The sequence below is a fragment of the Pseudomonas sp. Root401 genome, assembly GCF_001425105.1.
Taxonomy (GTDB): domain Bacteria; phylum Pseudomonadota; class Gammaproteobacteria; order Pseudomonadales; family Pseudomonadaceae; genus Aquipseudomonas; species Aquipseudomonas brassicacearum.
The window spans coordinates 1-22870 of sequence record NZ_LMDO01000039.1 but is presented as its reverse complement, the minus strand read 5'-3'; the positions used below and the strand labels follow the sequence as shown (position 1 = coordinate 22870).

The 22870-nt window shown below is 62.6% G+C and carries 21 protein-coding genes; 12 read left to right on the top strand and 9 right to left on the bottom strand.

All coding sequences use genetic code 11. The features are described 5' to 3' along the window. Positions 1-7: 7 nt before the first annotated feature. The gene (bkdR, locus tag ASC85_RS23920; protein WP_003202929.1) at positions 8-496 is read right to left on the bottom strand and encodes a Bkd operon transcriptional regulator BkdR; all 489 of its coding nucleotides are present in this window, start codon (positions 494-496) and stop codon (positions 8-10) included. Positions 497-688: 192 nt separating this feature from the next. On the opposite strand from bkdR, the gene ASC85_RS23915 reads away from it, so the two are divergent. The 5 genes from ASC85_RS23915 (at position 689) to ASC85_RS23895 (ending at position 6900) form a co-directional block, all read left to right on the top strand. Beyond that, a complete protein-coding gene (locus ASC85_RS23915; RefSeq protein ID WP_057451652.1) occupies positions 689-1924 on the top strand; it encodes a 3-methyl-2-oxobutanoate dehydrogenase (2-methylpropanoyl-transferring) subunit alpha in 1236 nt (411 codons plus the stop codon). Between the two features lies 1 nt (position 1925). Next, on the top strand, positions 1926-2984 hold the full coding sequence (locus tag ASC85_RS23910; protein ID WP_014337843.1) for an alpha-ketoacid dehydrogenase subunit beta: 1059 nt from the start codon (positions 1926-1928) through the stop codon (positions 2982-2984). Further along, on the top strand, positions 2985-4256 hold the full coding sequence (locus ASC85_RS23905) for a dihydrolipoamide acetyltransferase family protein (RefSeq protein WP_057451651.1): 1272 nt from the start codon (positions 2985-2987) through the stop codon (positions 4254-4256). 18 nt (positions 4257-4274) lie between these two features. After that, the gene (gene lpdA, locus ASC85_RS23900; protein WP_057451650.1) at positions 4275-5657 is read left to right on the top strand and encodes a dihydrolipoyl dehydrogenase; all 1383 of its coding nucleotides are present in this window, start codon (positions 4275-4277) and stop codon (positions 5655-5657) included. 223 nt (positions 5658-5880) lie between these two features. Further along, a complete protein-coding gene (locus tag ASC85_RS23895) occupies positions 5881-6900 on the top strand; it encodes a branched-chain amino acid aminotransferase (RefSeq protein WP_003202935.1) in 1020 nt (339 codons plus the stop codon). 177 nt (positions 6901-7077) lie between these two features. Here ASC85_RS23895 and ASC85_RS23890 read toward each other — a convergent pair whose 3' ends face one another. Continuing rightward, complete coding sequence (locus tag ASC85_RS23890; RefSeq protein ID WP_057451649.1) at positions 7078-8007, bottom strand: DMT family transporter; 930 nt, start codon at positions 8005-8007, stop codon at positions 7078-7080. A gap of 109 nt (positions 8008-8116) precedes the next feature. Between ASC85_RS23890 and ASC85_RS23885 the strand changes: the two genes are divergently transcribed. Continuing rightward, on the top strand, positions 8117-8911 hold the full coding sequence (locus tag ASC85_RS23885; RefSeq protein WP_014337838.1) for an AraC family transcriptional regulator: 795 nt from the start codon (positions 8117-8119) through the stop codon (positions 8909-8911). Between the two features lie 209 nt (positions 8912-9120). On the opposite strand, the gene ASC85_RS23880 is transcribed toward ASC85_RS23885, so the two are convergent. Continuing rightward, positions 9121-9876, bottom strand: coding sequence for an ArsR/SmtB family transcription factor (locus ASC85_RS23880; protein ID WP_057451648.1), 756 nt, complete (start codon positions 9874-9876; stop codon positions 9121-9123). Positions 9877-9958: 82 nt separating this feature from the next. Between ASC85_RS23880 and ASC85_RS23875 the strand changes: the two genes are divergently transcribed. Beyond that, positions 9959-11095, top strand: a complete 1137-nt coding sequence (locus tag ASC85_RS23875) for a cytochrome P450 (RefSeq protein WP_057451647.1) — start codon at positions 9959-9961, stop codon at positions 11093-11095. A gap of 12 nt (positions 11096-11107) precedes the next feature. Here the strand turns inward: ASC85_RS23875 and ASC85_RS23870 are convergent, their stop codons facing one another. Then, positions 11108-11449: an FKBP-type peptidyl-prolyl cis-trans isomerase gene (locus ASC85_RS23870; RefSeq protein WP_003202944.1), complete on the bottom strand. Its 342-nt coding sequence runs from the start codon at positions 11447-11449 to the stop codon at positions 11108-11110. Positions 11450-11595: 146 nt separating this feature from the next. Here ASC85_RS23870 and ASC85_RS23865 point away from each other — a divergent pair, with 146 nt between their 5' ends. After that, the gene (locus ASC85_RS23865; RefSeq protein WP_057451646.1) at positions 11596-12657 is read left to right on the top strand and encodes a M4 family metallopeptidase; all 1062 of its coding nucleotides are present in this window, start codon (positions 11596-11598) and stop codon (positions 12655-12657) included. Next, on the top strand, positions 12657-12980 hold the full coding sequence (locus ASC85_RS23860) for a protealysin inhibitor emfourin (RefSeq protein ID WP_003202948.1): 324 nt from the start codon (positions 12657-12659) through the stop codon (positions 12978-12980). The genes ASC85_RS23865 and ASC85_RS23860 overlap by 1 nt, the downstream gene beginning before the upstream one ends. 1 nt (position 12981) lies before the next feature. Here ASC85_RS23860 and ASC85_RS23855 read toward each other — a convergent pair whose 3' ends face one another. Continuing rightward, the gene (locus ASC85_RS23855; protein ID WP_057451645.1) at positions 12982-13290 is read right to left on the bottom strand and encodes an RcnB family protein; all 309 of its coding nucleotides are present in this window, start codon (positions 13288-13290) and stop codon (positions 12982-12984) included. Between the two features lie 303 nt (positions 13291-13593). Here ASC85_RS23855 and ASC85_RS23845 point away from each other — a divergent pair, with 303 nt between their 5' ends. After that, positions 13594-14694 carry a DNA alkylation repair protein gene (locus tag ASC85_RS23845; protein ID WP_057451643.1) on the top strand — a complete coding sequence of 367 codons (1101 nt, stop codon included), beginning with the start codon at positions 13594-13596 and terminating at the stop codon, positions 14692-14694. A gap of 7 nt (positions 14695-14701) precedes the next feature. Here the strand turns inward: ASC85_RS23845 and ASC85_RS23840 are convergent, their stop codons facing one another. Continuing rightward, entirely contained in the window at positions 14702-16780 is a 2079-nt protein-coding gene (locus ASC85_RS23840; protein ID WP_057451642.1) for a putative bifunctional diguanylate cyclase/phosphodiesterase, read from the bottom strand. Between the two features lie 431 nt (positions 16781-17211). Between ASC85_RS23840 and pncA the strand changes: the two genes are divergently transcribed. Both pncA and ASC85_RS23830 read left to right on the top strand, forming a co-directional pair. After that, positions 17212-17865, top strand: coding sequence for a bifunctional nicotinamidase/pyrazinamidase (gene pncA / locus ASC85_RS23835; RefSeq protein WP_057451641.1), 654 nt, complete (start codon positions 17212-17214; stop codon positions 17863-17865). 39 nt (positions 17866-17904) lie between these two features. Further along, positions 17905-18546 carry a DUF1345 domain-containing protein gene (locus ASC85_RS23830; protein ID WP_057451640.1) on the top strand — a complete coding sequence of 214 codons (642 nt, stop codon included), beginning with the start codon at positions 17905-17907 and terminating at the stop codon, positions 18544-18546. A gap of 191 nt (positions 18547-18737) precedes the next feature. Here the strand turns inward: ASC85_RS23830 and ASC85_RS23825 are convergent, their stop codons facing one another. The 3 genes from ASC85_RS23825 to ASC85_RS32520 all read right to left on the bottom strand — a co-directional run. Then, a complete protein-coding gene (locus tag ASC85_RS23825; protein WP_057451639.1) occupies positions 18738-20039 on the bottom strand; it encodes an ATP-binding protein in 1302 nt (433 codons plus the stop codon). A gap of 4 nt (positions 20040-20043) precedes the next feature. Then, positions 20044-20745 carry a response regulator transcription factor gene (locus tag ASC85_RS23820; protein ID WP_003202964.1) on the bottom strand — a complete coding sequence of 234 codons (702 nt, stop codon included), beginning with the start codon at positions 20743-20745 and terminating at the stop codon, positions 20044-20046. 271 nt (positions 20746-21016) lie between these two features. Further along, on the bottom strand, positions 21017-22870 hold a 1854-nt coding region (locus tag ASC85_RS32520; protein ID WP_162254891.1), incomplete at its 5' end, for a hypothetical protein.

Below are 22870 nucleotides of genomic sequence, written 5' to 3'. Positions count from 1 at the left end.
ACAGGGGTCAGGTGCCCAGGGTCAACCCATTGGCCGGCAACGGCAGCGCGGTCTTGTAGCGCACCTGCTTGAGGGCAAAGCTGGAGCGGATGTTCGCCACGCCCGGGACCTTGGTCAGGAAGTCCATCATGAACCGCTCCAGCGACTGGATGGTCGGCACCAGCACACGGATCAGGTAATCCGGGTCGCCGGCCATCAGGTAGCACTCCATCACCTCCGGCCGATCGGAAATCGCCTCTTCAAAGTGCTGCAGCGCCTCTTCCACCTGTTTCTCCAAACTCACATGGATGAATACGTTGACGTGCAGGCCCAGCAGGTCGGCGTCCAGCAGCGTGACTTGCTCACGGATCACCCCCAGCTCCTCCATGGCCCGGACACGGTTGAAGCACGGCGTGGGCGACAGATTGACCGAACGGGCGAGATCGGCGTTGGTGATGCGGGCGTTTTCCTGAAGGCTGTTCAGAATACCGATGTCAGTGCGATCCAATTTACGCATGAGACAAATAATCCTGTTTTTTATCGTTGTGCAGATTTTTTATCTGCAAATGATCTGAACAGCAAGCTAACAGAGAAAAATATTCTTCTGCGTCGAGCCTATGATTGTTGTAGGACAATTTCCCGTACCCGGGGAAATTCGTCAGCTAGCGCGCCCACTACAAGAAATTCACAAGATCGAGCGTAGAAAGCCATGAACCCAGCGTATGAACCGCTACGCCTGCACGTTCCCGAACCCTCGGGCCGTCCCGGCTGCAAGACCGACTTCTCCTACCTGCATCTGTCCGATGCCGGCACGGTGCGCAAACCTTCCATCGACGTCGAACCGTCCGACACCGCCGACCTGGCCCGGAGCCTGATCCGTGTGCTTGATGACCAGGGCAATGCCCACGGTCCATGGGCCGAAGACGTTCCGCTCGAGATCCTGCGCAAAGGCATGCGCGCCATGCTCAAGACGCGCATCTACGACAATCGCATGGTCGTTGCCCAGCGGCAGAAAAAAATGTCGTTCTACATGCAGAGCCTCGGCGAGGAAGCCATCGGCAGCGGCCAGGCCCTGGCGTTGAACATCGACGACATGTGCTTCCCCACCTATCGCCAGCAAAGCATCCTGATGGCCCGCGACGTGCCGTTGGTGGGCATGATCTGCCAATTGCTGTCCAACGAGCGCGATCCGCTCAAGGGCCGGCAGTTGCCGATCATGTACTCGGTCAAGGACGCTGGTTTCTTCACCATTTCCGGCAACCTCGCCACGCAATTCGTCCAGGGCGTGGGCTGGGGCATGGCCTCGGCGATCAAGGGCGATACCAAGATCGCCTCGGCCTGGATCGGTGACGGCGCCACCGCCGAATCGGACTTCCACACTGCCCTCACCTTCGCCCACGTCTATCGGGCGCCGGTGATCCTCAACGTGGTCAACAACCAGTGGGCAATCTCCACCTTCCAGGCCATCGCCGGCGGTGAAGCCACGACCTTCGCCGGACGCGGCGTCGGTTGCGGCATCGCCTCCCTGCGCGTGGATGGCAACGACTTCATGGCGGTCTACGCCGCCTCGCGCTGGGCCGCCGAGCGTGCCCGCCGCAACCTCGGCCCGACGCTGATCGAATGGGTCACCTACCGCGCCGGCCCGCACTCCACTTCGGACGACCCTTCGAAGTACCGCCCCGCCGACGACTGGAGCCACTTCCCGCTGGGCGATCCGATTGCGCGCCTCAAGCAGCACATGGTGAAGATCGGCCAGTGGTCCGAAGAGGAACATGCCGCAGTCACCGCCGAACTCGAAGCCGAGGTGATCGCCGCGCAGAAGGAAGCCGAGCAGTACGGCACCCTCGCCGGCGGACAGATTCCGAGCGCCGCGACCATGTTCGAAGACGTCTACAAAGAGATGCCGGAGCACTTGAAGCGCCAGCGTCAGCAGTTGGGGATCTGACATGAACGATCACAACAACAATATTGCGTTGGACACCGCCATGACCACTACCACCATGACCATGATCCAGGCCCTGCGCTCGGCCATGGACGTGATGCTCGAACGTGACGACAACGTCGTGGTGTTCGGCCAGGACGTGGGTTACTTCGGCGGCGTGTTCCGCTGCACCGAAGGCCTGCAAAACAAGTACGGCACCTCGCGGGTATTCGACGCACCGATTTCCGAAAGCGGCATCGTTGGCGTGGCAGTGGGCATGGGCGCCTACGGCCTGCGGCCGGTGGCCGAGATCCAGTTCGCCGACTATGTCTACCCTGCGTCGGACCAGATCATTTCCGAAGCCGCGCGCCTGCGCTATCGCTCGGCTGGCGAGTTCACCGCGCCGATGACCCTGCGCATGCCCTGCGGCGGCGGTATCTATGGTGGCCAGACCCACAGCCAGAGCATCGAAGCGATGTTCACCCAGGTCTGCGGCCTGCGCACCGTCATGCCGTCCAACCCCTACGACGCCAAGGGTTTGCTGATCGCCTCCATCGAAAACGATGACCCGGTGATCTTCCTCGAACCCAAGCGCCTGTATAACGGCCCGTTCGACGGCCACCACGACCGCCCGGTAACGCCGTGGTCGAAACACCCCTCGGCGCAAGTGCCGGACGGCTACTACACCGTGCCGCTGGACGTCGCCGCCATTACCCGTCCGGGCAAGGACGTGACTGTTCTCACCTACGGCACCACGGTCTATGTCTCCCAAGTGGCGGCCGAAGAGACCGGCATCGACGCCGAAGTCATCGACCTGCGCAGCCTCTGGCCGCTGGACCTGGAGACCATCGTCAAATCCGTGAAGAAGACCGGCCGTTGTGTGGTCGTCCACGAAGCCACCCGCACCTGCGGTTTTGGCGCCGAGCTGGTGGCGTTGGTGCAAGAACACTGCTTCCACCACCTGGAAGCGCCTATCGAGCGTGTCACCGGTTGGGACACCCCCTACCCGCACGCGCAGGAGTGGGCGTATTTCCCAGGGCCGTCCCGTGTGGGCGCGGCGTTGAAACGGGTCATGGAGGTCTGAATGGGCACGCACGTTATCAAGATGCCGGACATCGGCGAAGGCATCGCGGAAGTTGAACTGTCGGTGTGGCACGTCAAGGTCGGCGACATGGTGGTCGAAGACCAGGTGCTGGCCGATGTCATGACCGACAAGGCCATGGTCGACATCCCCTCGCCAGTGCATGGCCGGGTCATCGCCCTGGGTGGCGAGCCCGGTGAAGTCATGGCGGTGGGCAGTGAACTGATCCGCATTGAAGTCGAAGGTGCGGGTAACCTGAAAGAATCGGCCCAACAAGCGCCAACGCCAGCGCCGGCTGCGCAAGCGCCGAAGCCGGCCCCCGTGGCAACACCTGAGCCAATGCCGGAAAAAACCGCCGCGCCCCGCTGCGCCCCGCAAGCGCCTGTGGCCCGCGACCCCGACGAGCGTCCACTGGCGTCGCCGGCCGTGCGCAAACACGCGCTGGACCTGGGCATTCAATTGCGCCTGGTCCAGGGCAGCGGCCCCGCCGGACGGGTCCTGCACGAAGACCTTGAGGCTTATCTGGCCCAAGGTCCGTCGACCCAGGCCAAGAGCGGTTCGGGTTATGCCGAACGCCACGACGAGCAACAGATCCCGGTGATCGGCATGCGTCGCAAGATCGCCCAGCGCATGCAGGAAGCGACCCAGCGCGCCGCCCACTTCAGCTACGTCGAGGAAATCGACGTCACCGCCCTGGAAGAGCTGCGGGTTCACTTGAATGAAAAACACGGCGCCAGTCGCGGCAAGCTGACTTTGCTGCCGTTCCTGGTCCGCGCGTTGGTCGTGGCCCTGCGCGATTTCCCGCAGATGAACGCGCGCTACGACGACGAAGCCCAGGTCATTCACCGCTCAGGCGCGGTGCATGTGGGCGTCGCCACCCAGAGTGATGTCGGCCTGATGGTGCCGGTGGTGCGTCACGCCGAAGCCCGTAGCCTGTGGGACAGCGCGACGGAAATCTCCCGTTTGGCCACGGCGGCCCGCACGGGCAAGGCCAGCCGCGATGAGCTGTCCGGTTCGACGATCACCCTGACCAGCCTCGGTGCGCTCGGCGGCATCGTCAGCACGCCAGTGCTGAACCTGCCGGAAGTGGCGATTGTCGGCGTGAACAAAATCGTCGAGCGGCCCGTGGTGATCAAGGGCCAGATCGTGATCCGCAAGATGATGAACCTCTCCAGCTCCTTCGATCACCGGGTAGTCGACGGCATGGACGCGGCGCAATTCATCCAGGCCCTGCGTGGCCTGCTCGAACAACCCGCCACCCTGTTTGTGGACTAATCATCAATGGAGCAGGCGATGCAAACTTTGAACACAACGCTGCTGATCATCGGCGGCGGTCCTGGCGGCTATGTGGCGGCGATCCGTGCCGGGCAACTGGGCATCTCGACCATCCTGGTGGAAGGCCAGGCGTTGGGCGGGACCTGCCTGAATATCGGCTGTATCCCGTCCAAGGCGTTGATCCATGTGGCCGAACAGTTCCACCAGACCCGGCACCACAGCCAGGCTTCGGCCCTGGGCATCACGGTGTCGGCGCCGAGCCTGGACATCGGCAAGAGCGTGGAATGGAAGGACGGCATCGTCGATCGCCTGACCACCGGCGTCGCGGCGTTGCTGAAAAAGCACAAGGTCCAGGTCATTCACGGCTGGGCCAAAGTGATTGATGGCAAGACGGTCGAGGTCGGTGATACGCGCATCCAGTGCGAACACCTGCTGCTGGCCACCGGTTCGAAAAGCGTCAACCTGCCGATGCTACCGATTGGCGGGCCAATCATTTCCTCCACCGAAGCCCTCGCCCCCACCTCGGTGCCCAAGCATCTGGTGGTGGTCGGCGGTGGCTACATCGGCCTGGAGCTGGGCATTGCCTACCGCAAGCTCGGCGCCGAGGTCAGCGTGGTCGAGGCCCATGAACGGATCCTGCCAGCCTACGACGGCGAACTGACCCAACCGGTGCACGAGGCGCTCAAGCAGTTGGGCGTGAAGCTGTACCTCAAGCACAGCGTCGAAGGTTTCGATGCCCAGGCGAGCACCTTGCAAGTGCGTGATCCCGATGGCGAGACGCTGAACCTGGACACCGACCGGGTGCTGGTGGCCGTTGGTCGCAAACCCAACACTCAGGGCTGGAACCTCGAAGCGCTGGACTTGGCAATGAACGGTTCGGCGCTGAAAATCGACAACCGTTGCCAGACCAGCATGCGCAACGTCTGGGCCATCGGCGACCTGAGCGGTGAACCGATGCTCGCCCACCGGGCCATGGCCCAGGGTGAAATGGTCGCCGAGCTGATCGCCGGCCAGCACCGGGAATTCAACCCAACGGCCATCGCCGCGGTGTGCTTCACCGACCCGGAACTGGTGGTGGTCGGCAAGACACCGGACGAGGCCAAGGCAGCCGGGCTCGATTGCATGGTGTCGAGCTTCCCGTTCGCCGCCAACGGTCGGGCCATGACCCTGGAATCGAAAAGCGGATTCGTCCGGGTCGTGGCGCGCCGGGACAATCACCTGATCGTTGGCTGGCAAGCGGTCGGCGTCGGCGTGTCGGAGCTGTCCACCGCGTTCGGCCAATCCCTGGAGATGGGCGCGCGCCTGGAGGACATCGCCGGCACCATCCACGCCCACCCGACGCTGGGCGAGGCCGTGCAGGAAGCGGCGTTGCGGGCGCTGGGGCATGCGTTGCATCTGTAACGCATCAGGATCGTTCCCACGCTCCGCGTGGGAATGCAGCCAGGGACGCTCCGCGTCCCAAGGCCGAACGCGGAGCGTCCGTTGAAGTATTCCCACGCGGAGCGTGGGAACAATCATCGAGTGAGGCTGCGAAACAGCCCCGGAATGAAGTATTGTTGTCCCCATCAAAAAAACGTCAGAAGCCTTGAACCGTTTCGACGGTTGTTAAGAAATAGAGGGTGTCATGGGTAACGAGAGCATCAATTGGGACAAACTGGGCTTTGACTACATCAAGACCGACAAGCGCTACCTGTCGCACTGGCGCGATGGCGCCTGGGACGCGGGCACCCTGACCGAAGACAACGTGCTGCACATCAGCGAGGGCTCCACCGCCCTGCACTACGGTCAGCAGTGCTTCGAAGGCCTGAAGGCCTATCGCTGCAAGGACGGCTCCATCAACCTGTTCCGCCCGGACCAGAACGCCGCCCGCATGCAGCGCAGCTGCGCCCGCCTGCTGATGCCGCACGTCGAGACCGAGCAGTTCGTCGAAGCCTGCAAGCAAGTGGTCCGCGCCAACGAGCGCTTCATCCCGCCTTACGGCACCGGCGGCGCGCTGTACCTGCGCCCGTTCGTGATCGGCGTGGGTGACAACATCGGCGTGCGCACCGCACCTGAGTTCATCTTCTCGATTTTCTGCATCCCGGTCGGCGCCTACTTCAAGGGCGGCCTGACCCCGCACAACTTCCTGATCTCCAGCTTCGACCGCGCCGCCCCACAAGGCACCGGCGCGGCCAAGGTCGGTGGCAACTACGCCGCCAGCCTGATGCCCGGCTCCCAGGCCAAGAAGGCCAGTTTCGCCGACTGCATCTACCTGGACCCGATGACTCACTCGAAAATCGAGGAAGTCGGCTCGGCCAACTTCTTCGGCATCACCCACGACAACAAATTCGTCACCCCGAAATCCCCTTCGGTCCTGCCGGGCATCACCCGCCTGTCGCTGATCGAACTGGCCAAATCGCGCCTGGGCCTGGAAGTGATCGAAGGTGACGTGTTCATCGACAAGCTGTCGGACTTCAAGGAAGCCGGCGCCTGCGGTACCGCTGCGGTGATCACCCCGATTGGCGGCATCAGCTACAAGGACAAGCTGCACGTGTTCCACAGCGAAACCGAAGTCGGCCCGATCACCCAGAAGCTCTACAAAGAGCTGACCGGCGTGCAGACCGGCGACGTGGAAGCGCCAGCGGGTTGGATCGTCAAGGTTTGATCCAAGCCGGCGCTTGCGCCCGCTGGGCTCTGTAGGAGCTGTCGAGTGCAACGAGGCTGCGATCTTTCCCCAGACACTTGAGTCTCAAGCGAAAGATCAAAAGATCGCAGCCTTCGGCAGCTCCTACAGCGCAGCCCAGCGCGAGCAAGCTCCCTCGCCACATGGGTCTGCCCCCCACTACCCCCGCCGCAAAACCGGCCATCGCCCCCAACGCTGGCGAAACCATCCGTAACCGCTGACCAGCAAGATCCCGCCCAGCACCAGAACCGCGCCAACGATGAAGTTCGGCTCCAGCGGCTCATCCAGCAACCAGACGCCAAAACCGATGCCAAACAGCGGCGTCATGAACGACAGCACCCCCAGTTGCGAAGCGAGGTAGTGGCGCAGCAGGGAGAACCAGATCAGGAAGCTGGCGAAGGACACCAGCAACACCTGGAACGCCATGCTGGCAATGAGTTGTGGCGTGGGGTTGATCGTCGTTTGCCCCAGCGCCATCGACATTCCGATCAGCAGCACCCCGGCGCCAACCAATTGGTAAAGCAGCGTCTGGCTGGCCGGCAGATTCGTCAACCGCGAACAGCGTACCGTCACCGTGGTTGCGCCCCACAGCGCACCGGCCAGCAAGCCCATGCCGTCACCGAGCAACGAACTGCCGTTCGCCGCGCCCGAACCCCCGCTGAAAGCCACCACGATCCCGCCGAAGGCAACGGCGATGCCCAGCCATTGCGCCGGCTTGAGGCGTTCGCTCGGCAGTTTCCAGTGCAAGCCGAGGGCGGCGAACATCGGTGCGGTGTAGAGGAAAATCACCATGTGCGAAGCCGTCGTATGCCGCAGGCCTTCGCCCACCATCACGAACTCCAAGGCAAACAACAACCCCACCAGCAGGCCTGGGCGCCAACTGCCATCGGCCAGGAACAGGCGTTCACCGCGCACCAGCACCCACAACCAGACCAGTGCCGCAGCGATGGCCGAGCGCACCCCCAGTTGCAGCATCGGCGCCATGTCGGCGGCGCCGGCCTTGATCGCGACTTGCTGGAAACCCCAAATGGCACAGAGGCCGGTCATCAGGGCGCAGACCTGGCCATCCAGGGCGCGGCGGGTGGTCATGGGAACGGTCCTTGGGCAGAAAGAGATGAAAGGATTGTCTGCCTGACACCTTTGCTGGATATAGTGATTACCCGACAAGCCATCCCGGTAATCCGCCATTGCGGTCGATATGCAGCCTCCAGCCCAACATCTGAAAATTCCTCCGTTCGAAGCGGCCCTGCCCTCGCCGATTTTCTTTCGCAGCGCGTGCATGCCGGCCCATGCCACTTACCCCCGGCACCGGCATGCCTGGGGTGAGTTCGTCTACTCCTACAGTGGCGTGATGGAAATCGAAATTGCCCAGCACCATTACCTGGCGCCACCGCAGTACGGCATCTGGCTGCCACCGGACATGGAACACGTTGGCTTCAATCGCCATGAGGCCTGCCATTGTTCGTTGTACCTGGCCGCCGAACTGTGCGACGCGTTGCCGGCCGTACCTTGCGCGCTGACCTTGAGCCCGCTGATCCGCGCCCTGCTGGAAGAGCTGCGCAGCGATCCACCGAGCCAACCGCAGACGCCCGAGCAGCAGCGCTTGCTGCAGGTGTTGGTGGACAAGCTGGCGCAGGCACCTCATGTCGGCAGCTACCTGCCGTCCTCGGATGATCCACTGCTGGGCCCCGTGCTGCGGGCCTTGGAGGCGAACCCCAGCGACCCGCGCTCCTTGCCGCAACTGGCCCGCGCCGCCAACACCACCGAGCGCACGCTGATGCGCCGGGCCCAGCGGGACCTGGGCATGTCATTGGTGGAATGGCGCCAGCGCCTGAAAGTCATCGAGGCCCTGGCCCTGCTCGAACGTGGCCAGAGCGTGGAAACCATCGGCCTGGACCTGGGCTACAGCAGCGCCTCGGCGTTCATCAGCATGTTCCGCAAAATGATGGGCACCACGCCGGATGAGTATCGGCGCCGGCATATGGCTGGATGATGTGGCGATGCTGGAATCGTCATCGCGAGCAGGCTCGCTCCCACAGGAGGTCGTGGTATTCATCAATCTCGTGTTCAACGCGGGCCCCATTGTGGGAGCGAGCCTGCACGCGAAGGCGGTGGGTCAGCTTGCATGGAGGCTGGATGTGAAGGCCCCTTCGCGAGCAAGCTCGCTCCCACAGGGGATCTTGGGGGTTCTGGGTTTTGTGTTCAGCGCAGTCCCATTGTGGGAGCGAGCTTGCTCGCGATAGCGCCAGTGGGTTTGACATCGATTTCGGCACTGACCCCGAACCGCCCCGCCATCTCCCGGCGACCACTGGCCGTCACCCCCAGCGCCCGGCTGTCCAGGTCCTGGATCACCCATTTGCGCTTGATCGCCACTTGCAGCAACGCCGCCCCCAAGGCGCCACCCAGGTGCGGACGGCGCATGCTCCAGTCCAGGCAGGGACAGGCGAATCGTCGGCGTTGCGTGGCAAGGTGCTGGACATCGATGCCCAAGCCCTCGAACACCGCCTCGCCGGATTCACTCAGCCGATAGCCATCGCCTTCTACTTCTATCAGCCATCCAGCCTCGATCATCCGGTCATGCAGGCGCACCGCCAAGGTGCCGGCCATGTGGTCGTAACAGGTGCGCGCAAATTGCAGGCGATCCGGTGTACGCGGGGTGAAGGTCGGCGCGGCGCTCTGGCCGATCACCATCAACGCCTCCAGTGCCTGGGCGACGCGCGGGTCGGCCAGGCTGTAATAACGATGACGGCCCTGGACATGCAAGCGCACCAGGGCCATTTGCTTGAGTTTCGCCAGATGGGCGCTGGCGGTCGAGGCGCTGACCTCGGCGATACTCGCCAATTCGGTGCTGGTGCGGGCATGGCCGTCCATCAACGCGCACAGCATCCGGGTGCGCGCCGGCTCGGCAATGGCCGCCGCCACTTGGGACACGCCCAGGTCATGGTGCTCTGCGTTCATATTTCGCTCCCCGACGAATCAAGCCATGCATCGACTGGAGATAGTAGCAACACTTTCTCCATCACGAACAAGGCCGCGCTTCATGGACCCGATAACCGCCGCGACGCATTCCGACCCTTACCCTTTTTACACCGCCCTGCGCGCTGCCGGCGGGCTGGCCTTCGATCCCGGGCTGAACCTGTGGATCGCCAGCAGCGCCGAGGCCGTGTGCGCGGTGCTGCACCATCCCGATTGCCATGTGCGCCCAGCCCACGAGCCGGTGCCAAAGGCCATCGCCGAAGGGCCGACCGGACGGGTGTTCGGGCACCTGATGCGCATGAACGAAGGGGAGCGGCAGCGTTGCCCAAGGGCGGCGATTGCGCCGCGGTTGCAGGACATCGATCCCCGGCAGGTCGAGGCACTGGTCAGGGCCCGCTTTCTCCGAGAGGGCGCCGAAGGCCTGCACCAGGCCCAGTTCATCGGGCCGGTCAGCGTGGTCGCGGCGTTGCTGGGTTTCAACCCGACGGACTGTCACCGGGTCAGCGAGTTGACCGGAGACTTCGTCGCTGGCCTGTCGCCCCTGAGCCAAGCACCACAACTGGACTTGGCGCACCGAGCCAGCGAGCAACTGACCGGTTTATTCCAGGCGCGGATCAAGGCGCAGGACAACCCTTTGCTGCTGGGCATTGGCCAAGGCTTCGAAGGCGCTGATCCAAACAGTAAAATCGCCAACCTGATCGGTCTGCTCTCGCAAACCTATGAAGCCACCGCTGGCCTGATCGGCAACGCGTTGCTGGCGCTGATCGGCGACCCAGCGCTGCGCCGGACACTGCGGGAGGCCCCCACACAGATCGGCTCATTGCTGGCCGAAATCCAACGTTTCGACCCGCCGGTGCAAAACACTCGCCGCTTCATCGCCGCGCCCTGCGAAATCCTCGGCACTGCGCTGAACCCTGGAGAGGTGGTCCTGGTGCTGCTGGCCTCAGCCAACCGCGACCCGCAACTCAACCCCCGACCCGACACCCTGCTGCTCGACCGCCCGAACCGCCGCAGTTTCAGCTTCGGCAGCGGGCGCCATGAATGCCCGGGCCAAACCCTGGCCATGGACATCGCTTGCGCCACGCTGACGGCGATTCTGGAGCACGAACCGCCCCTGGATCAGTTGACCTGGTGCTATCGCCCCTCCGTCAACGGTCGCATCCCGTTGTTCAGCGAGCGGTCATGTACCGACAGGCCATGACCCGCTCAACCATCAATCGTCCCGGGTCAGGACTTCCAGCAACTCGATTTCAAAGATCAGGTTGGCGTTGGGCTTGATGTGGGCGCCCATGGACCGTTCACCGTAGGCCAGGTGGGCCGGCACCCACAACTTGCGCTTGCCACCGACTTGCATGCCCATCAGACCCAGATCCCAGCCCTTGATGACGCGACCGGTGCCGATCACGCATTGGAAGGGTTTGCCGCGACTATAGGACGAATCAAATTCGGTGCCGTCTTCGAGGGTGCCGCGGTATTGGGTGGTGATCAGCGCACCTTTGACTACGCTTTTGCCGTCGCCCTGTTCCAGGTCGATGATTTGCAGCTCTTCATTCATGGCGGTATCCCTCGTGTGATCCAGGCGCGGGGTTTTCGCAGAAATCCGCGCGCATGGCAAACGTTGTATGCCATGCGGCAGGGAACCGCGACGGTCTCTTCGGTTCACATGGGTATCGACCCTGCTTTTCAGATAAGGATTTTCTGATGATCGACTCTCGCCCGCTCCACGGTTTCATTCCGCCGTACATCCTCAATCGCATCATCGCCCACGGCTCCGAACAGCAACGTTCCAGCGCCCTCGGCACCTTGACCCACGTGCGCAGCCTGCGGCACAACCCCGGCCCACCCGGCAACCTTCCCGCCGCCGCGAAGCTGCCCAAGCCCGGCAAGGCCGGACAGCCGCAACGCAGCGTGCATGACGCCCAGAACAGCATGGAACTGCCCGGCCAGCCAGTCCGCCTGGAAGGCCAGCGGGCCAGTGGCGACCCGGCCGTGGACGAAGCCTACGACGCCCTCGGCGCCACCTATGATTTTTTCTGGAAGGTCCTGGGGCGCGACTCCATCGACAACAAAGGCTTCGCCCTGGTGGGCAGCGTGCATTATGGCCAGGGCTATGAAAACGCCTTCTGGAACGGCGCGCAAATGGTGTTCGGCGACGGCGATGGCGAAATCTTCCAGCGCTTCACCCGCTCCCTGGATGTGGTGGCCCACGAGCTGGCCCATGGCGTCACCGAAAGCGAGGCCGGCTTGATCTACGCCAACCAATCCGGTGCGCTGAACGAGTCCATCTCCGATGTGTTCGGTGTGCTGGTCAAGCAGTTCGTGCTCGAACAGACCGCCGACCAGGCCGACTGGCTGATCGGCGCCGACCTGCTCACCGACAAGATCAACGGCGACGGCCTGCGCAGCATGTCCAACCCCGGCAGCGCCTACGATGACCCGTTGCTGGGCAAGGACCCGCAACCTTCGCACATGCGCGAATTCGTCATTACCCGTGAAGACAACGGCGGCGTGCACATCAACTCCGGCATCCCCAACCGGGCCTTTTATCTGGTAGCGACCACGCTGGGCGGATTTGCCTGGGAAAAGGCCGGCCGGATCTGGTATGAAACCTTGTGCGACCGAAGATTGGCCAATGACGCGTCCTTCAGCGCCTTCGCCCGCCTGACCGTCGAGCACGCCCGCCAGCGCTTCGGCACGCGGGAAGTGCAAGCGGTGCAGAACGGCTGGGCCCAGGTCGGCGTCGACCTGACACAGGAGAGCTGATGAAAACCCTTCCAGACCTAGATGACAAGGCGGTGATACGGCTGTCGCGTCAGGGCGGCGTGGCCGCCATCCATGCGCTGACCCGACCACGGGAAATCGAATTCGCCCAGTGCGACCTCGACCAGCGCACGCGCATCAGTTCGGTCCTGGAGGGATGCCTGCCGCTGACGTCCTCCACGCCCGGGCGCGGCGACCAGCGCTTTTTCCAGATCGAGGTGCACTATCGCGCCAACGACCAGGATGACGAGATGGTGCTGCAGGTGCCTGAGGACCAGGCACCCGGCGAGCTGGTTCACCTGTGGGACAAAGGCGAAGTGCTCTGACCTAACGCGTGGCCGGCACGATCTTGACGATGGCGCCGGACACGGTTTCGATCAGCAAGTACTTGTCGTCGATCTGCACCCATTGCTGCTCGTTTGTCGGTTGCTCGAGTTTCTTCTGTTTCCAGTCTTTCATGGCCCTGTCCGCGCGCTGGTAGTCCGCCGGCACCCGGTCGTTCTCCACCAGCCTGCGGCCATTGCTCGGCGAATGCTCCAGGGCGTCTCCGGTTTTCTCGACCGCTTGCGCAACAGGCCCAAGGGCTCCGAGGCCGGCGATCAGGACCAGGCTGGCGATCAGGGATGGTTTGCGCATAGAAAAAAACTCCAGTTATTCGAGGGACTGAATCTGGGACTTCGCGGCCGGCGAATCATTCCTTAATTTCTGGAAACTGTACCCCCTGCTTGCTCCCGCTGAACCCTGTAGGAGCTGGCGAAGCCTGCGATCTTTTGATCTTTTGATCTTTCGCTTGAGACTCAAGTGTCTGGGGAAAGATCGCAGCCTCGTTGCACTCGACAGCGCCTACAGAGCCGAGCGGGAGCAAGCTCCCCGCCACGGGTTGTGCCTGGCATGGCATAGTGGCAAGCCTTGGCCCAACACCCGCCGGACGGACCCATCATGAGCACCAACGCCTCTTCCCCTGCCCTCAAGGAAATCTTCAACAGCGCGCGCCTGGAGCACATCGCTGGCGAAATGCGCGCGGTGTACCCGGCGTTCGATGCCCCGGCGTTTTTGCACATGGCCAACGACGGACTGGCCGAGTTATCGGTGATGCAGCGCATGGCCCGGGTCAGTGAGTGCCTGCATGCGGTACTGCCCCTCGGCTATGAAGCTTCACTGGAGGTGCTGCGCGCCCTGGCCCCGCGCCTGAACAGCATGTTCGTCAGCATGTTCCTGCCGCACTACGTGGCGTCTTATGGCCGGCAGCGCTTCGACGTGTCGTTGGACGCGCTCAAGTATTTCACCCGGTTCGGCTCGTCGGAATTCGCCGTGCGGCACTTCCTGCGCGACGACCTGGAACGCACCCTCAAGGTCATGCACGACTGGGCGCTGGACGCCAACGAGCATGTACGCCGCCTGGCCAGCGAAGGCAGCCGGCCGCGCTTGCCGTGGTCGTTTCACCTGGAGCCGATCCAGGCCAACCCTGACCTCGCCGCGGCGATCCTCGACACGCTCAAGGCCGACGATAGCCTTTATGTGCGCAAATCCGTGGCCAACCACCTCAACGACGTCACCAAGCAGCATCCCGACTGGGTGCTGGACCAGATCGAAGGTTGGCCCCTGCAAGACCGCCACACGGCGTGGATCGCCCGGCATGCGCTGCGTAGCCTGATCAAACAAGGCAACCCCAGGGCGTTGGGCGTCATCGGGGTTGGCGGCAAGGCACAGGTCCAGGTGCTGGATTTGCAGGTGACGCCTGCGGTGATTCGCCTGGGGGAACAGGTCACCCTGTCCTTCACGGTGCAATCAACCCTTGAGCAGAGCCAACGCCTGGTGATCGACTACGCCGTCGACTACGTGAAAGCCTCGGGCGGCACCTCGGCCAAAGTCTTCAAGCTCAAGACCTTCGACCTGCCCGCCCAGGGTTGCGTCAACCTCAGCCGCTCCCAGCACATTCGCGAATTGACCACCCGCAAACACTACGCGGGCCGGCATGCCGTGCACCTGCTGGTCAACGGCGAGCGGCTGGGTAGCACGGCGTTCGATATCGTTCCCTGAGGGTGTCTCAGCCCACCGCCACCCGTTGTGCCTGGCGAATGTCGCGGATGAACCGCTCAGCCGGCAGTGGATGCCCCAGCAGATAGCCCTGCAGCGAATCGCAGCCCAACTGGGTCAGGAAGTCTTGTTGCACATCGGTTTCCACGCCTTCGGCGACGATCCGCAGGCCCAGGGCCTGGCCGAGGGCGACGATGGCCGAGACGATCGCCGCGTCATCGCTGTCGTGCTCCAGGTCACGCACGAAACCGCGATCGATCTTCAACTCGTTGGCCGGCAGGCGCTTGAGGTACATCAGGCTCGAATAGCCGGTGCCGAAGTCGTCGATGGACAGGTCCACGCCCATGTCCGAGAGCTGTTGCAGCACCGTCATGCTCGCGTCCGCATCGCTCATGGCGGTGGTTTCGGTGATTTCCAGGGTCAGGCTGTTGGCCGGCAGCTGATGCGTCTCCAAGGCCTTGGCCACGCTCTGCACCAAACCGGTATGGCAGAACTGCAAGGCTGACAGGTTCACCGCAATGCGCCAGTCGGTATAACCGAGCACGTACCATTCGCGCATCTGCCGACAGGCTTCGTTCAACACCCATTCGCCGATGGGGATGATCAGCCCGGTCTTTTCCGCCAGGTCGATGAAGGTGTCGGGCATCAACAGGCCCTGGGTCGGATGGCTCCAGCGCAACAAGGCCTCGGCGCCGACCGGACGGCCGTTGGCGGCGTCGAACTTGGGCTGGTAGTACAGGCTGAACTGCCGCTGTTCGACAGCGATGCGCAAGTCTTGCAGCAACTGCAACTGCTTGCGGGCGTTGCTGTTCATCGATGCGTCGAAAAAGCTGTAGCCGTTCTTGCCGGCGCCCTTGGCGTGGTACATCGCCGCGTCGGCGTTCATCAACAGTTCGTCGGCGCTCTGGCCGTTGCCGGGGTAAAGGGCGATACCGACGCTGGCGGATATCTGCAAGTCATGGTCGGCCACCCGGAACGTGCGTGCGATCAAGCCGACCTGCCGTGCCGCCAGTCGCAAGGCATCATCGGGCTCGGCCAGTTGCACCAGCAGCACGAACTCATCACCGCCGATCCGCGCCAGGGTGTCCTGGCTGCGCAGGTCTTCACGCAGGCGCAGGGCCACGTCCCGCAGCAACAAATCGCCCATGTGGTGACCAAAGGCGTCGTTGACCGGTTTGAAACCATCCAGGTCAATGAACATCAGGGCGAAGCAGCCGCCCTGCTCCTGCACACGGTGCATGGCCTGGTCGATACGATCAGCCAGCAATACCCGGTTGGGCAGCCCGGTGAGGGGGTCGTGCAGGGCCAACTGGGTCAGTTCCCGGTTGGCCTGGGTCAGGGACTGGGCCAACTCGGCGGTGCGGGCTTCCAGGCGCGCATCGAGAATCGACGTCAGCAAGGCGATAGCCAGCACTGCCAGGGTGGTGATCAACACCAGATTGTCCAGGCCCTTGCCGCTCAAGCCGTCCAGGGAGCCACAAAAGCTGCCGTCGCTGAACCGCGCCCCGGCCATGCCGGTGTAGTGCATGCCGACGATGGCGATGCCCATGACCACCGCGGCGCCTGCACGCGCCAGACGTACGTGGGGGGTGTTCTGGCGCAGGCGAAAGGCAATCCACAGCGCCGCCGCCGAAGCGCCGACGGCAATCACCAACGAAGCCCCGAACAGCGTCGGGTCATAGTCGATGCCTGGCTGCATTTGCAACGCGGCCATGCCGGTGTAGTGCATGGTGCTGATCCCGGCGCCCATAATCAACGCGCCGAACGCCAGTTGCCACACCGGCAATCGTGGCTGGCTGACCAGCCACAGGGCAAAACCGCTGGAAAGAATCGCGACCAACAGCGACAGCGCGGTGATCGATACGTCGTAGCCAAGCTCCACCGGCAAGCTGAACGCGAGCATGCCGATGAAGTGCATGGACCAGATGCCCACCCCCATCGCCAGCGCGCCTCCGGTCATCCACAAATGCGCGGCGCGCCCCTGGGCGGTCGCGATCCGCCCGGCCAGGTCCAGGGCGGTATAGGAAGCCAGCACAGCAACAAACAAGGAAATCGAAACGAGGGCGGGGGAATAACTGCCGATGAGCATGGTTTTTTCTCGTAACTGGAGACCGGACTGCTTCCATGCCCGGTTGAAGGCCGGCGATTGTACTTAATCGTGACAGGGACGCACGAACCAAATGTCAAAAAGCCATCAAAGCTGGAATATTTTCGACGAAAGACACCACCCCTCACAGGGTGAATATTTTTGTAAACCATCAATCCTGTGTTCACCGCAGATCCATTGTGGGAGCGAGCTTGCTCGCGATAGCGGTGTGTCAGCTTGCACAGATATCGGATGGGCCACCGTCATCGCGAGCAAGCTCGCTCCCACACTGGGTCTCCAGTGAATATAAAACTTGTGCCCGGACCAGATCCCCTGTGGGAGCGAGCCTGCTCGCGATGGCGGTGTGTCAGTCTACGCACCTGGCCCAGGCCGTTCAGCTACTATCGAAGAACCACTTCAAGGAGGATTCACTCATGGGCGTTGCCGCCAATCGGGCTTTGACCACCGCGCTGGTAGTCATCGATGTACAGAACGACTTCATCCCCGGCGGCCAACTGGCCGTGCCGGGGGGCGATGAGATCGTGCCACTGATCAACCAGCTGGGGCATTCATTCAGGCACGTCGTCCTTGCCCAGGACTGGCACCCGGCCGGGCACGCCTCGTTTGCGTCCAGCCATCCGGGCAAGCAACCGTTCGACATCGTCCAATTGCCCTACGGCGAGCAGAAACTCTGGCCCGACCACTGCATACAGGGCAGCAACGGCGCCGCGCTGCACCCGGCACTCGACCTCGCCCATGCCAAGCTGATCATTCGCAAGGGCTGCAACCCGGACATCGACAGCTACTCAGCCTTCATGGAAGCGGACCACCAGACCCCCACCGGCTTGACCGGCTACCTCAAGGAACGCGGCATCGACACGGTTTACCTGGTGGGGCTGGCCCTGGATTTCTGCGTGATGTTCTCGGCGCTGGATGCCCGGTTGGCGGGGTTCAACGCGTTTGTGGTGCTGGATGCCTGCCGGGGCATCGATATCGACGGCTCGATGGAGGCGGCAATCCGGCGGATGCAGGAAGCGGGCGTGCAATTGATCGAGTCCACTGCGATAGCCGATCGGCTCTTCGCTTGATGGCTCATACTAAGTCTCCTTTGCGCACAGTGAGTCTCCATGCCCTTCCTCGCCCGCACCCACCCGCGTCTGTCCAGCGCCACGGTCCTTGGCCTGGCGGTGGGTATCCTGGTTCCCGTGGACTCGATCATCAGCAAAATCCTGATCGGCTGGAATGTCGGCGTCTGGACCTACCTGGTGTTGATGTCCTGGCTGACCGTGCGGGCCAAGGCGCCCGATGTCCGGCGCATCGCCGAAATCGAAGATGAAAATGCCGGGCTGGTCCTGCTGGTGGTCTGCATCGCGGCATTGGCCAGCCTGGCCACCATCACCCTCGAACTGGCCGGCAGCCGCGACCTGAATGCCGCCGGCAAGCTGTTGCACTACGGCTTTACGGCAATGACCGTGATCGGTTCCTGGTTGCTGATCGGGGTGATCTTCAGCGTGCACTACGCGCGCTTGTATTACACCTGGGAAGGCAAGGAGCCGGCGTTGCGGTTTGCCGAAGGGCTGACCACGCCCAACTATTGGGACTTCCTGTATTTCTCTTTCACCATCGGCGTGGCAGTGCAGACCTCGGACGTGGGCGTCGCCACGCGGCAACTGCGCAAGATCGTCCTGGCGCAATCGCTGATCGGGTTTGTGTTCAACACGGCGATCCTGGGGTTTTCGATCAATATTGCGGCGGGGTTGTTTGGGTAGGTGGTGACACTTCTGTAGGGGTTGCCGAAGGCTGCGATCTTTTGATCTTGATCTTGATCTTGATCTTGATCTTGATCTTGATCGTTCGCTTGCGACTCAATTGTCCGGGACAAGATCGCAGCCTCGTTGCACTCGTCAGCTCCTACATCAGCTCCTACATCAGCTCCTACAGATGGGTTACCGAGCCTGCATCAGGACGGTGTTGGCAGCCACAGCCTGAAGCGCGCCCCACCCAGTGGCGAGGCTTCGACGGTCAGCGTGCCGCCTTGGGCTTCCAGGGCCCGGCGGCTGATGGCCAGGCCAAGGCCGAAGCCGCCGGTGGCGCGGTCGCGGCTGCGATCCAGACGGTAGAACGGCTCGAACACGCGCTCGCGCTCGCTGTCGGGAATGCCGATGCCGTCGTCGTCGACCCAGATCTCACAGCCTTGATCACCCACCAGCACACCGACCTGGATGCGCTTTTCGCAATAACGCATGGCATTGCGCAGCAGGTTCTGCAAGGCCCGTGCGGTCAGCCGCGGGTCCAGTACGAAACGCTCCAGTGCCCCGTGCAACAGCACGTCGATCACCACGTCCGGCGCCGCCAGGTCCTCGTCGACGCTGCCCAGGATGCTGTCGATGAACTCGTCCAGCGCCACCTCGACCCGTTCGGGCAGGCGTTGCGGGTTCTGCAAACGACTGTAGGACAGCAGCTCCAGCACCAACTCATCCAGCTCACGAATGTGCGCCACCAACCCTTGCAGGCGCTCGCGACTGGCCGCCGGCAGGTCATCGGACAGGGCCAGGGCCAGGCCGAAGTCGAGCCGCGTCAGTGGCGTGCGCAGTTCGTGGGACACGGCGTTGAGCAGGTCCCGCTGTTGGTTGAGCAGGTTCTCGATGTCACCCGCCATCGTGTCGAACACGTGGGCCAGGCTGCCGATGTTCGAACTGGAGGCAATGTGCGTACGCTCGCCCAAATGACCTTTGCCGAAGCGTTCGGCGGTGCGCCTGAGGCGTTCCAGGTCGCGCCAGTGAGGCCGCAACCAGAGCAACAGGCACGCCAGCATCGTCGCGCCGATCAACACGTTGATGCTCCAGTACAACCAACTGACGTCGGCCGGGTCCGGCGGCACGACCATCTTCACCGCCGTGCGCCCGTCCAGCGGCGCCGCCGCCAAGGTGCGCCAGGCCCAGTCGCCGATACGCACCACGTTCTCGCCACGCTTGAGACGCGCCTGCTCTTCGGCACTGAAGCCGCCATCATCGACCGCAGCCAGTTCGATGCGCAGTGGCTCGAACTCCTTGTCCATCTGCGCCGCCAGCGCCGGCCACTGCTCGCTGGGCGCGGCGCGGAACTGCTTGACCATCAAGGTTTGCAGGCCACGGGAATAATCGAGGTTGTAGGTCAGGAAACGGTCGTGAAACAGGCGGACCACCAGTTCCGGCATCAGGTAGATCGCCGCGCTGTAGGACACGATGGTGACCAGGTAAAGGCGAATCAGCAGCTTCCACATCGGCTCAGCATTCCCACTCGGAACGACTGAACAGATAGCCCTTGCCCCACACGGTCTTGATTTTGCGGGCTTCGTCGGCGTTGTCGTCGAACTTGCGCCGCAATTTGGAAATCGCCACGTCCACCGAACGGTCGGTGCCGTTGAACTCGATGCCGCGCAGGCGCTGCAGGATCTGGTCGCGGCTCAGCACTTCGCCGGAATGCCGGGCCAGCACCACCAGCAAGTTGTACTCGCCGCTGGACAGCTCCACCGCTTGTCCGCGCCAGGTTACGGTGCGCTCGGACAGGTCGATGCACAGGTTGCCCATGACAATGCGGTCGTTGACCGTCTGCGGCTCGGTAAGGCTGCTGCGGCGCAACAAGGTGCGCACCCGCGCCAGCAACACCCGGGGCTCGCAAGGCTTGGTGACGTAGTCATCGGCGCCCATCTCCAGGCCCAGCACCTGGTCGTGGCTGTCGTCCCGGGCGGTGAGCATCAGGATCGGCAAGGTCGCCGAGTCGGCCCGCAGCAGGCGGCAGACCTGCAAGCCGTCCAGCCCCGGCAGCATCAGGTCGAGGATCACCAGGTCCGGCGGATCGACGCGCGCCCGTTCACGTACATGGTCGCCACGGCTGAGCACGCTGACCTGATAGCCGTTGCGCTCCAGGTAACTGGCGATCAGTTCAGAGAGTGCGGTGTCGTCTTCGACGAGCAGGATGTTGGGCATGGGTGTATCCAAAGGTACGAAGCGCTGAAACTTCAAGCTGCCAAGGATATACATCCTCGCCCCTCCCAGGAGCAAAACCCTTACACAATTTCACATACAACCTACAAAGCGTTACCTGATTGCGCCTGAATTCTCGAACGAATACCGCCTGCCCATCGCGAATGCCCTATCAAAGCCATCAAAGCCATCAAAGCCATCAAAGCCATCAATTGATCCGATAAATGACGCCATCTGTCCACTGCCCGATCCGACCTTTTAGGTCACATTGAAGCTACTTATTCTTCACACCGTAACCATCCGCGTTTGCGCTGGCTCCGCTGGGGCCACCAAAATCCATGATGGTGAATTTGCGCCCGTCTCTCGGGTCGATGACATATTTCTGTCCTAGCGGAGCACCACCCGGATCCGGAATCCAGTTCCTTGAAATGTCCGAGTTGCCTATACCTGCGGTTAAACCGTTGCCGCCATAGTTGGTGCGTAAGGCCGCGTGTTCCGCCTCCGTCGGCAGCGTGCCGCCTTGCCCCTGAACCCAAGCGTTACTATTGAAATAATTGCCTCGGGTATACCCGAAATACCACCTGATATTGGCGCAGTGCACCGTATAGCTAGCAGTCTTGCCACTTTGATCGCGTGCAGTGATAGTTGCCGAGCCAGAGCCCTTGGAGATTACGCGCCCTGTCGAGGCGTTCACTTCGGCCACGTCTGGATTGCTCGAAGAATAGCCATATGGCGGCACGCCTCCTGACGCAACCCGATCGACGTAGGCGCCTGCTGGAGGATGGGTTGGGGTTACATGGGAACGGTGGTGTACCGCACTCAAATTCACCGGACTGGGGTCGATGACAAGGTCCGGTATGGCCGGGTTCACCGTGAAGGTATAAGGAGCCGAAGTCTCACCACCGCCATAAAGCGCCTTGGCGGTGAAACTATGCGCGGTCACACTGAGGCCGGTAACCTGCTTGCTCCAATCGCCATTGGCATTGACCGGGGCGGTGCCCTTCGAGGTGGTGCCGTCGAAGATCTCGACTTGCTGATTGTTCGACGCCTTGCCCCTGAGGGTGACCGTCGTCGCGGTGGTCGTGCCGCCATTGGCGATCTCGGTTTCCTGTGGATCCCTCACCGAGGTGATCGTTGGCGTCACGACAGCGACCACCGTCAGCGTGCGCGCGGTCGAGACCGGATTGTTACCATAGAGTCCCTTGGCGGTGAAACTGTGCGTGGTCATGCTGAGGCCGGTAACCTGCTTGCTCCAGTCGCCATTGGCATTGACCGGCGCGGTGCCCTTCGAGGTGGTGCCGTCGAAGATCTCGACTTGCTGGTTGTTCGACGCCTTGCCTCTGAGGGTGACCGTCGTCGCGATGGTCGTGCCGCCATTGGCGATCTCGGTTTCCTGTGGATCCTTCACCGAAGTGATCGTTGGCGTCACGACAGCGATCACAGTCAGCGTGCGCGCGGTCGAGACCGGATTGCTGCCATAGAGTCCCTTGGCGGTGAAGCTGTGCGTGGCCACGCTGAGGCCAGTAACCTGCTTGCTCCAATCACCATTGGCATTGACCGGCGCGGTGCCCTTCGAGGTGCTGCCGTCGAATATCTCGACTTGCTGGTTGTTCGATGCCTTGCCGCGCAGCGTGACCGTCGTCGCAGTGGTCGTGCCGCCATTGGCGATCTCGCTATCCTGCGGATCCTTCACCGACGTGATCGTTGGCGTCACAACCGGTGTCACCGTAAATAACCGTACATTCGAATAGGGTGTCCCGCCGGTGTAATAAAGCGCCTTGGCATAAAAACGATGCCCGCCGACAGCAACCGCGATGTTCGCGAGCGACCAGATACCCGTCACAGGGTCGGCTGTTTCAGTGCATTTCAACACGGCACTGGCCCCACCGCCATCGTAGATCTCGACATTACGGCCCTTGCTGGCCGTTCCGTTCACCGAAACGCTAGCCGTGACGGTGTCAGTGTTTTCCGGGATTTCTCCACCGTTGGCATCCTTGACGTTATCGAGAGTCGGTATCGCCTGTGCGCCGATGTTGATGTGCAATATTTCTGAGGCAGAAGTCCCACCCCCAACCCGCTTCACCCAATACATCGCCTGCACCGTGCCATCGCGGTTGCCTTCGATCAA

Coding starts and splice junctions, on each gene's coding strand:
- ASC85_RS23870 (WP_003202944.1), bottom strand. CDS start 11,449: ATGAATGAAGAGCTGCAAATCATCGACCTGGAACAGGGCGACGGCAAA.
- ASC85_RS23915 (WP_057451652.1), top strand. CDS start 689: ATGAACCCAGCGTATGAACCGCTACGCCTGCACGTTCCCGAACCCTCG.
- ASC85_RS23885 (WP_014337838.1), top strand. CDS start 8,117: ATGCAGCCTCCAGCCCAACATCTGAAAATTCCTCCGTTCGAAGCGGCC.
- pncA (WP_057451641.1), top strand. CDS start 17,212: ATGGGCGTTGCCGCCAATCGGGCTTTGACCACCGCGCTGGTAGTCATC.
- ASC85_RS23860 (WP_003202948.1), top strand. CDS start 12,657: ATGAAAACCCTTCCAGACCTAGATGACAAGGCGGTGATACGGCTGTCG.
- ASC85_RS23865 (WP_057451646.1), top strand. CDS start 11,596: ATGATCGACTCTCGCCCGCTCCACGGTTTCATTCCGCCGTACATCCTC.
- ASC85_RS23880 (WP_057451648.1), bottom strand. CDS start 9,876: ATGAACGCAGAGCACCATGACCTGGGCGTGTCCCAAGTGGCGGCGGCC.
- ASC85_RS23910 (WP_014337843.1), top strand. CDS start 1,926: ATGAACGATCACAACAACAATATTGCGTTGGACACCGCCATGACCACT.
- bkdR (WP_003202929.1), bottom strand. CDS start 496: ATGCGTAAATTGGATCGCACTGACATCGGTATTCTGAACAGCCTTCAG.
- lpdA (WP_057451650.1), top strand. CDS start 4,275: ATGCAAACTTTGAACACAACGCTGCTGATCATCGGCGGCGGTCCTGGC.
- ASC85_RS23830 (WP_057451640.1), top strand. CDS start 17,905: ATGCCCTTCCTCGCCCGCACCCACCCGCGTCTGTCCAGCGCCACGGTC.
- ASC85_RS23825 (WP_057451639.1), bottom strand. CDS start 20,039: ATGTGGAAGCTGCTGATTCGCCTTTACCTGGTCACCATCGTGTCCTAC.
- ASC85_RS23840 (WP_057451642.1), bottom strand. CDS start 16,780: ATGCTCATCGGCAGTTATTCCCCCGCCCTCGTTTCGATTTCCTTGTTT.
- ASC85_RS23895 (WP_003202935.1), top strand. CDS start 5,881: ATGGGTAACGAGAGCATCAATTGGGACAAACTGGGCTTTGACTACATC.
- ASC85_RS23905 (WP_057451651.1), top strand. CDS start 2,985: ATGGGCACGCACGTTATCAAGATGCCGGACATCGGCGAAGGCATCGCG.
- ASC85_RS23820 (WP_003202964.1), bottom strand. CDS start 20,745: ATGCCCAACATCCTGCTCGTCGAAGACGACACCGCACTCTCTGAACTG.
- ASC85_RS23875 (WP_057451647.1), top strand. CDS start 9,959: ATGGACCCGATAACCGCCGCGACGCATTCCGACCCTTACCCTTTTTAC.
- ASC85_RS23890 (WP_057451649.1), bottom strand. CDS start 8,007: ATGACCACCCGCCGCGCCCTGGATGGCCAGGTCTGCGCCCTGATGACC.
- ASC85_RS23845 (WP_057451643.1), top strand. CDS start 13,594: ATGAGCACCAACGCCTCTTCCCCTGCCCTCAAGGAAATCTTCAACAGC.
- ASC85_RS23855 (WP_057451645.1), bottom strand. CDS start 13,290: ATGCGCAAACCATCCCTGATCGCCAGCCTGGTCCTGATCGCCGGCCTC.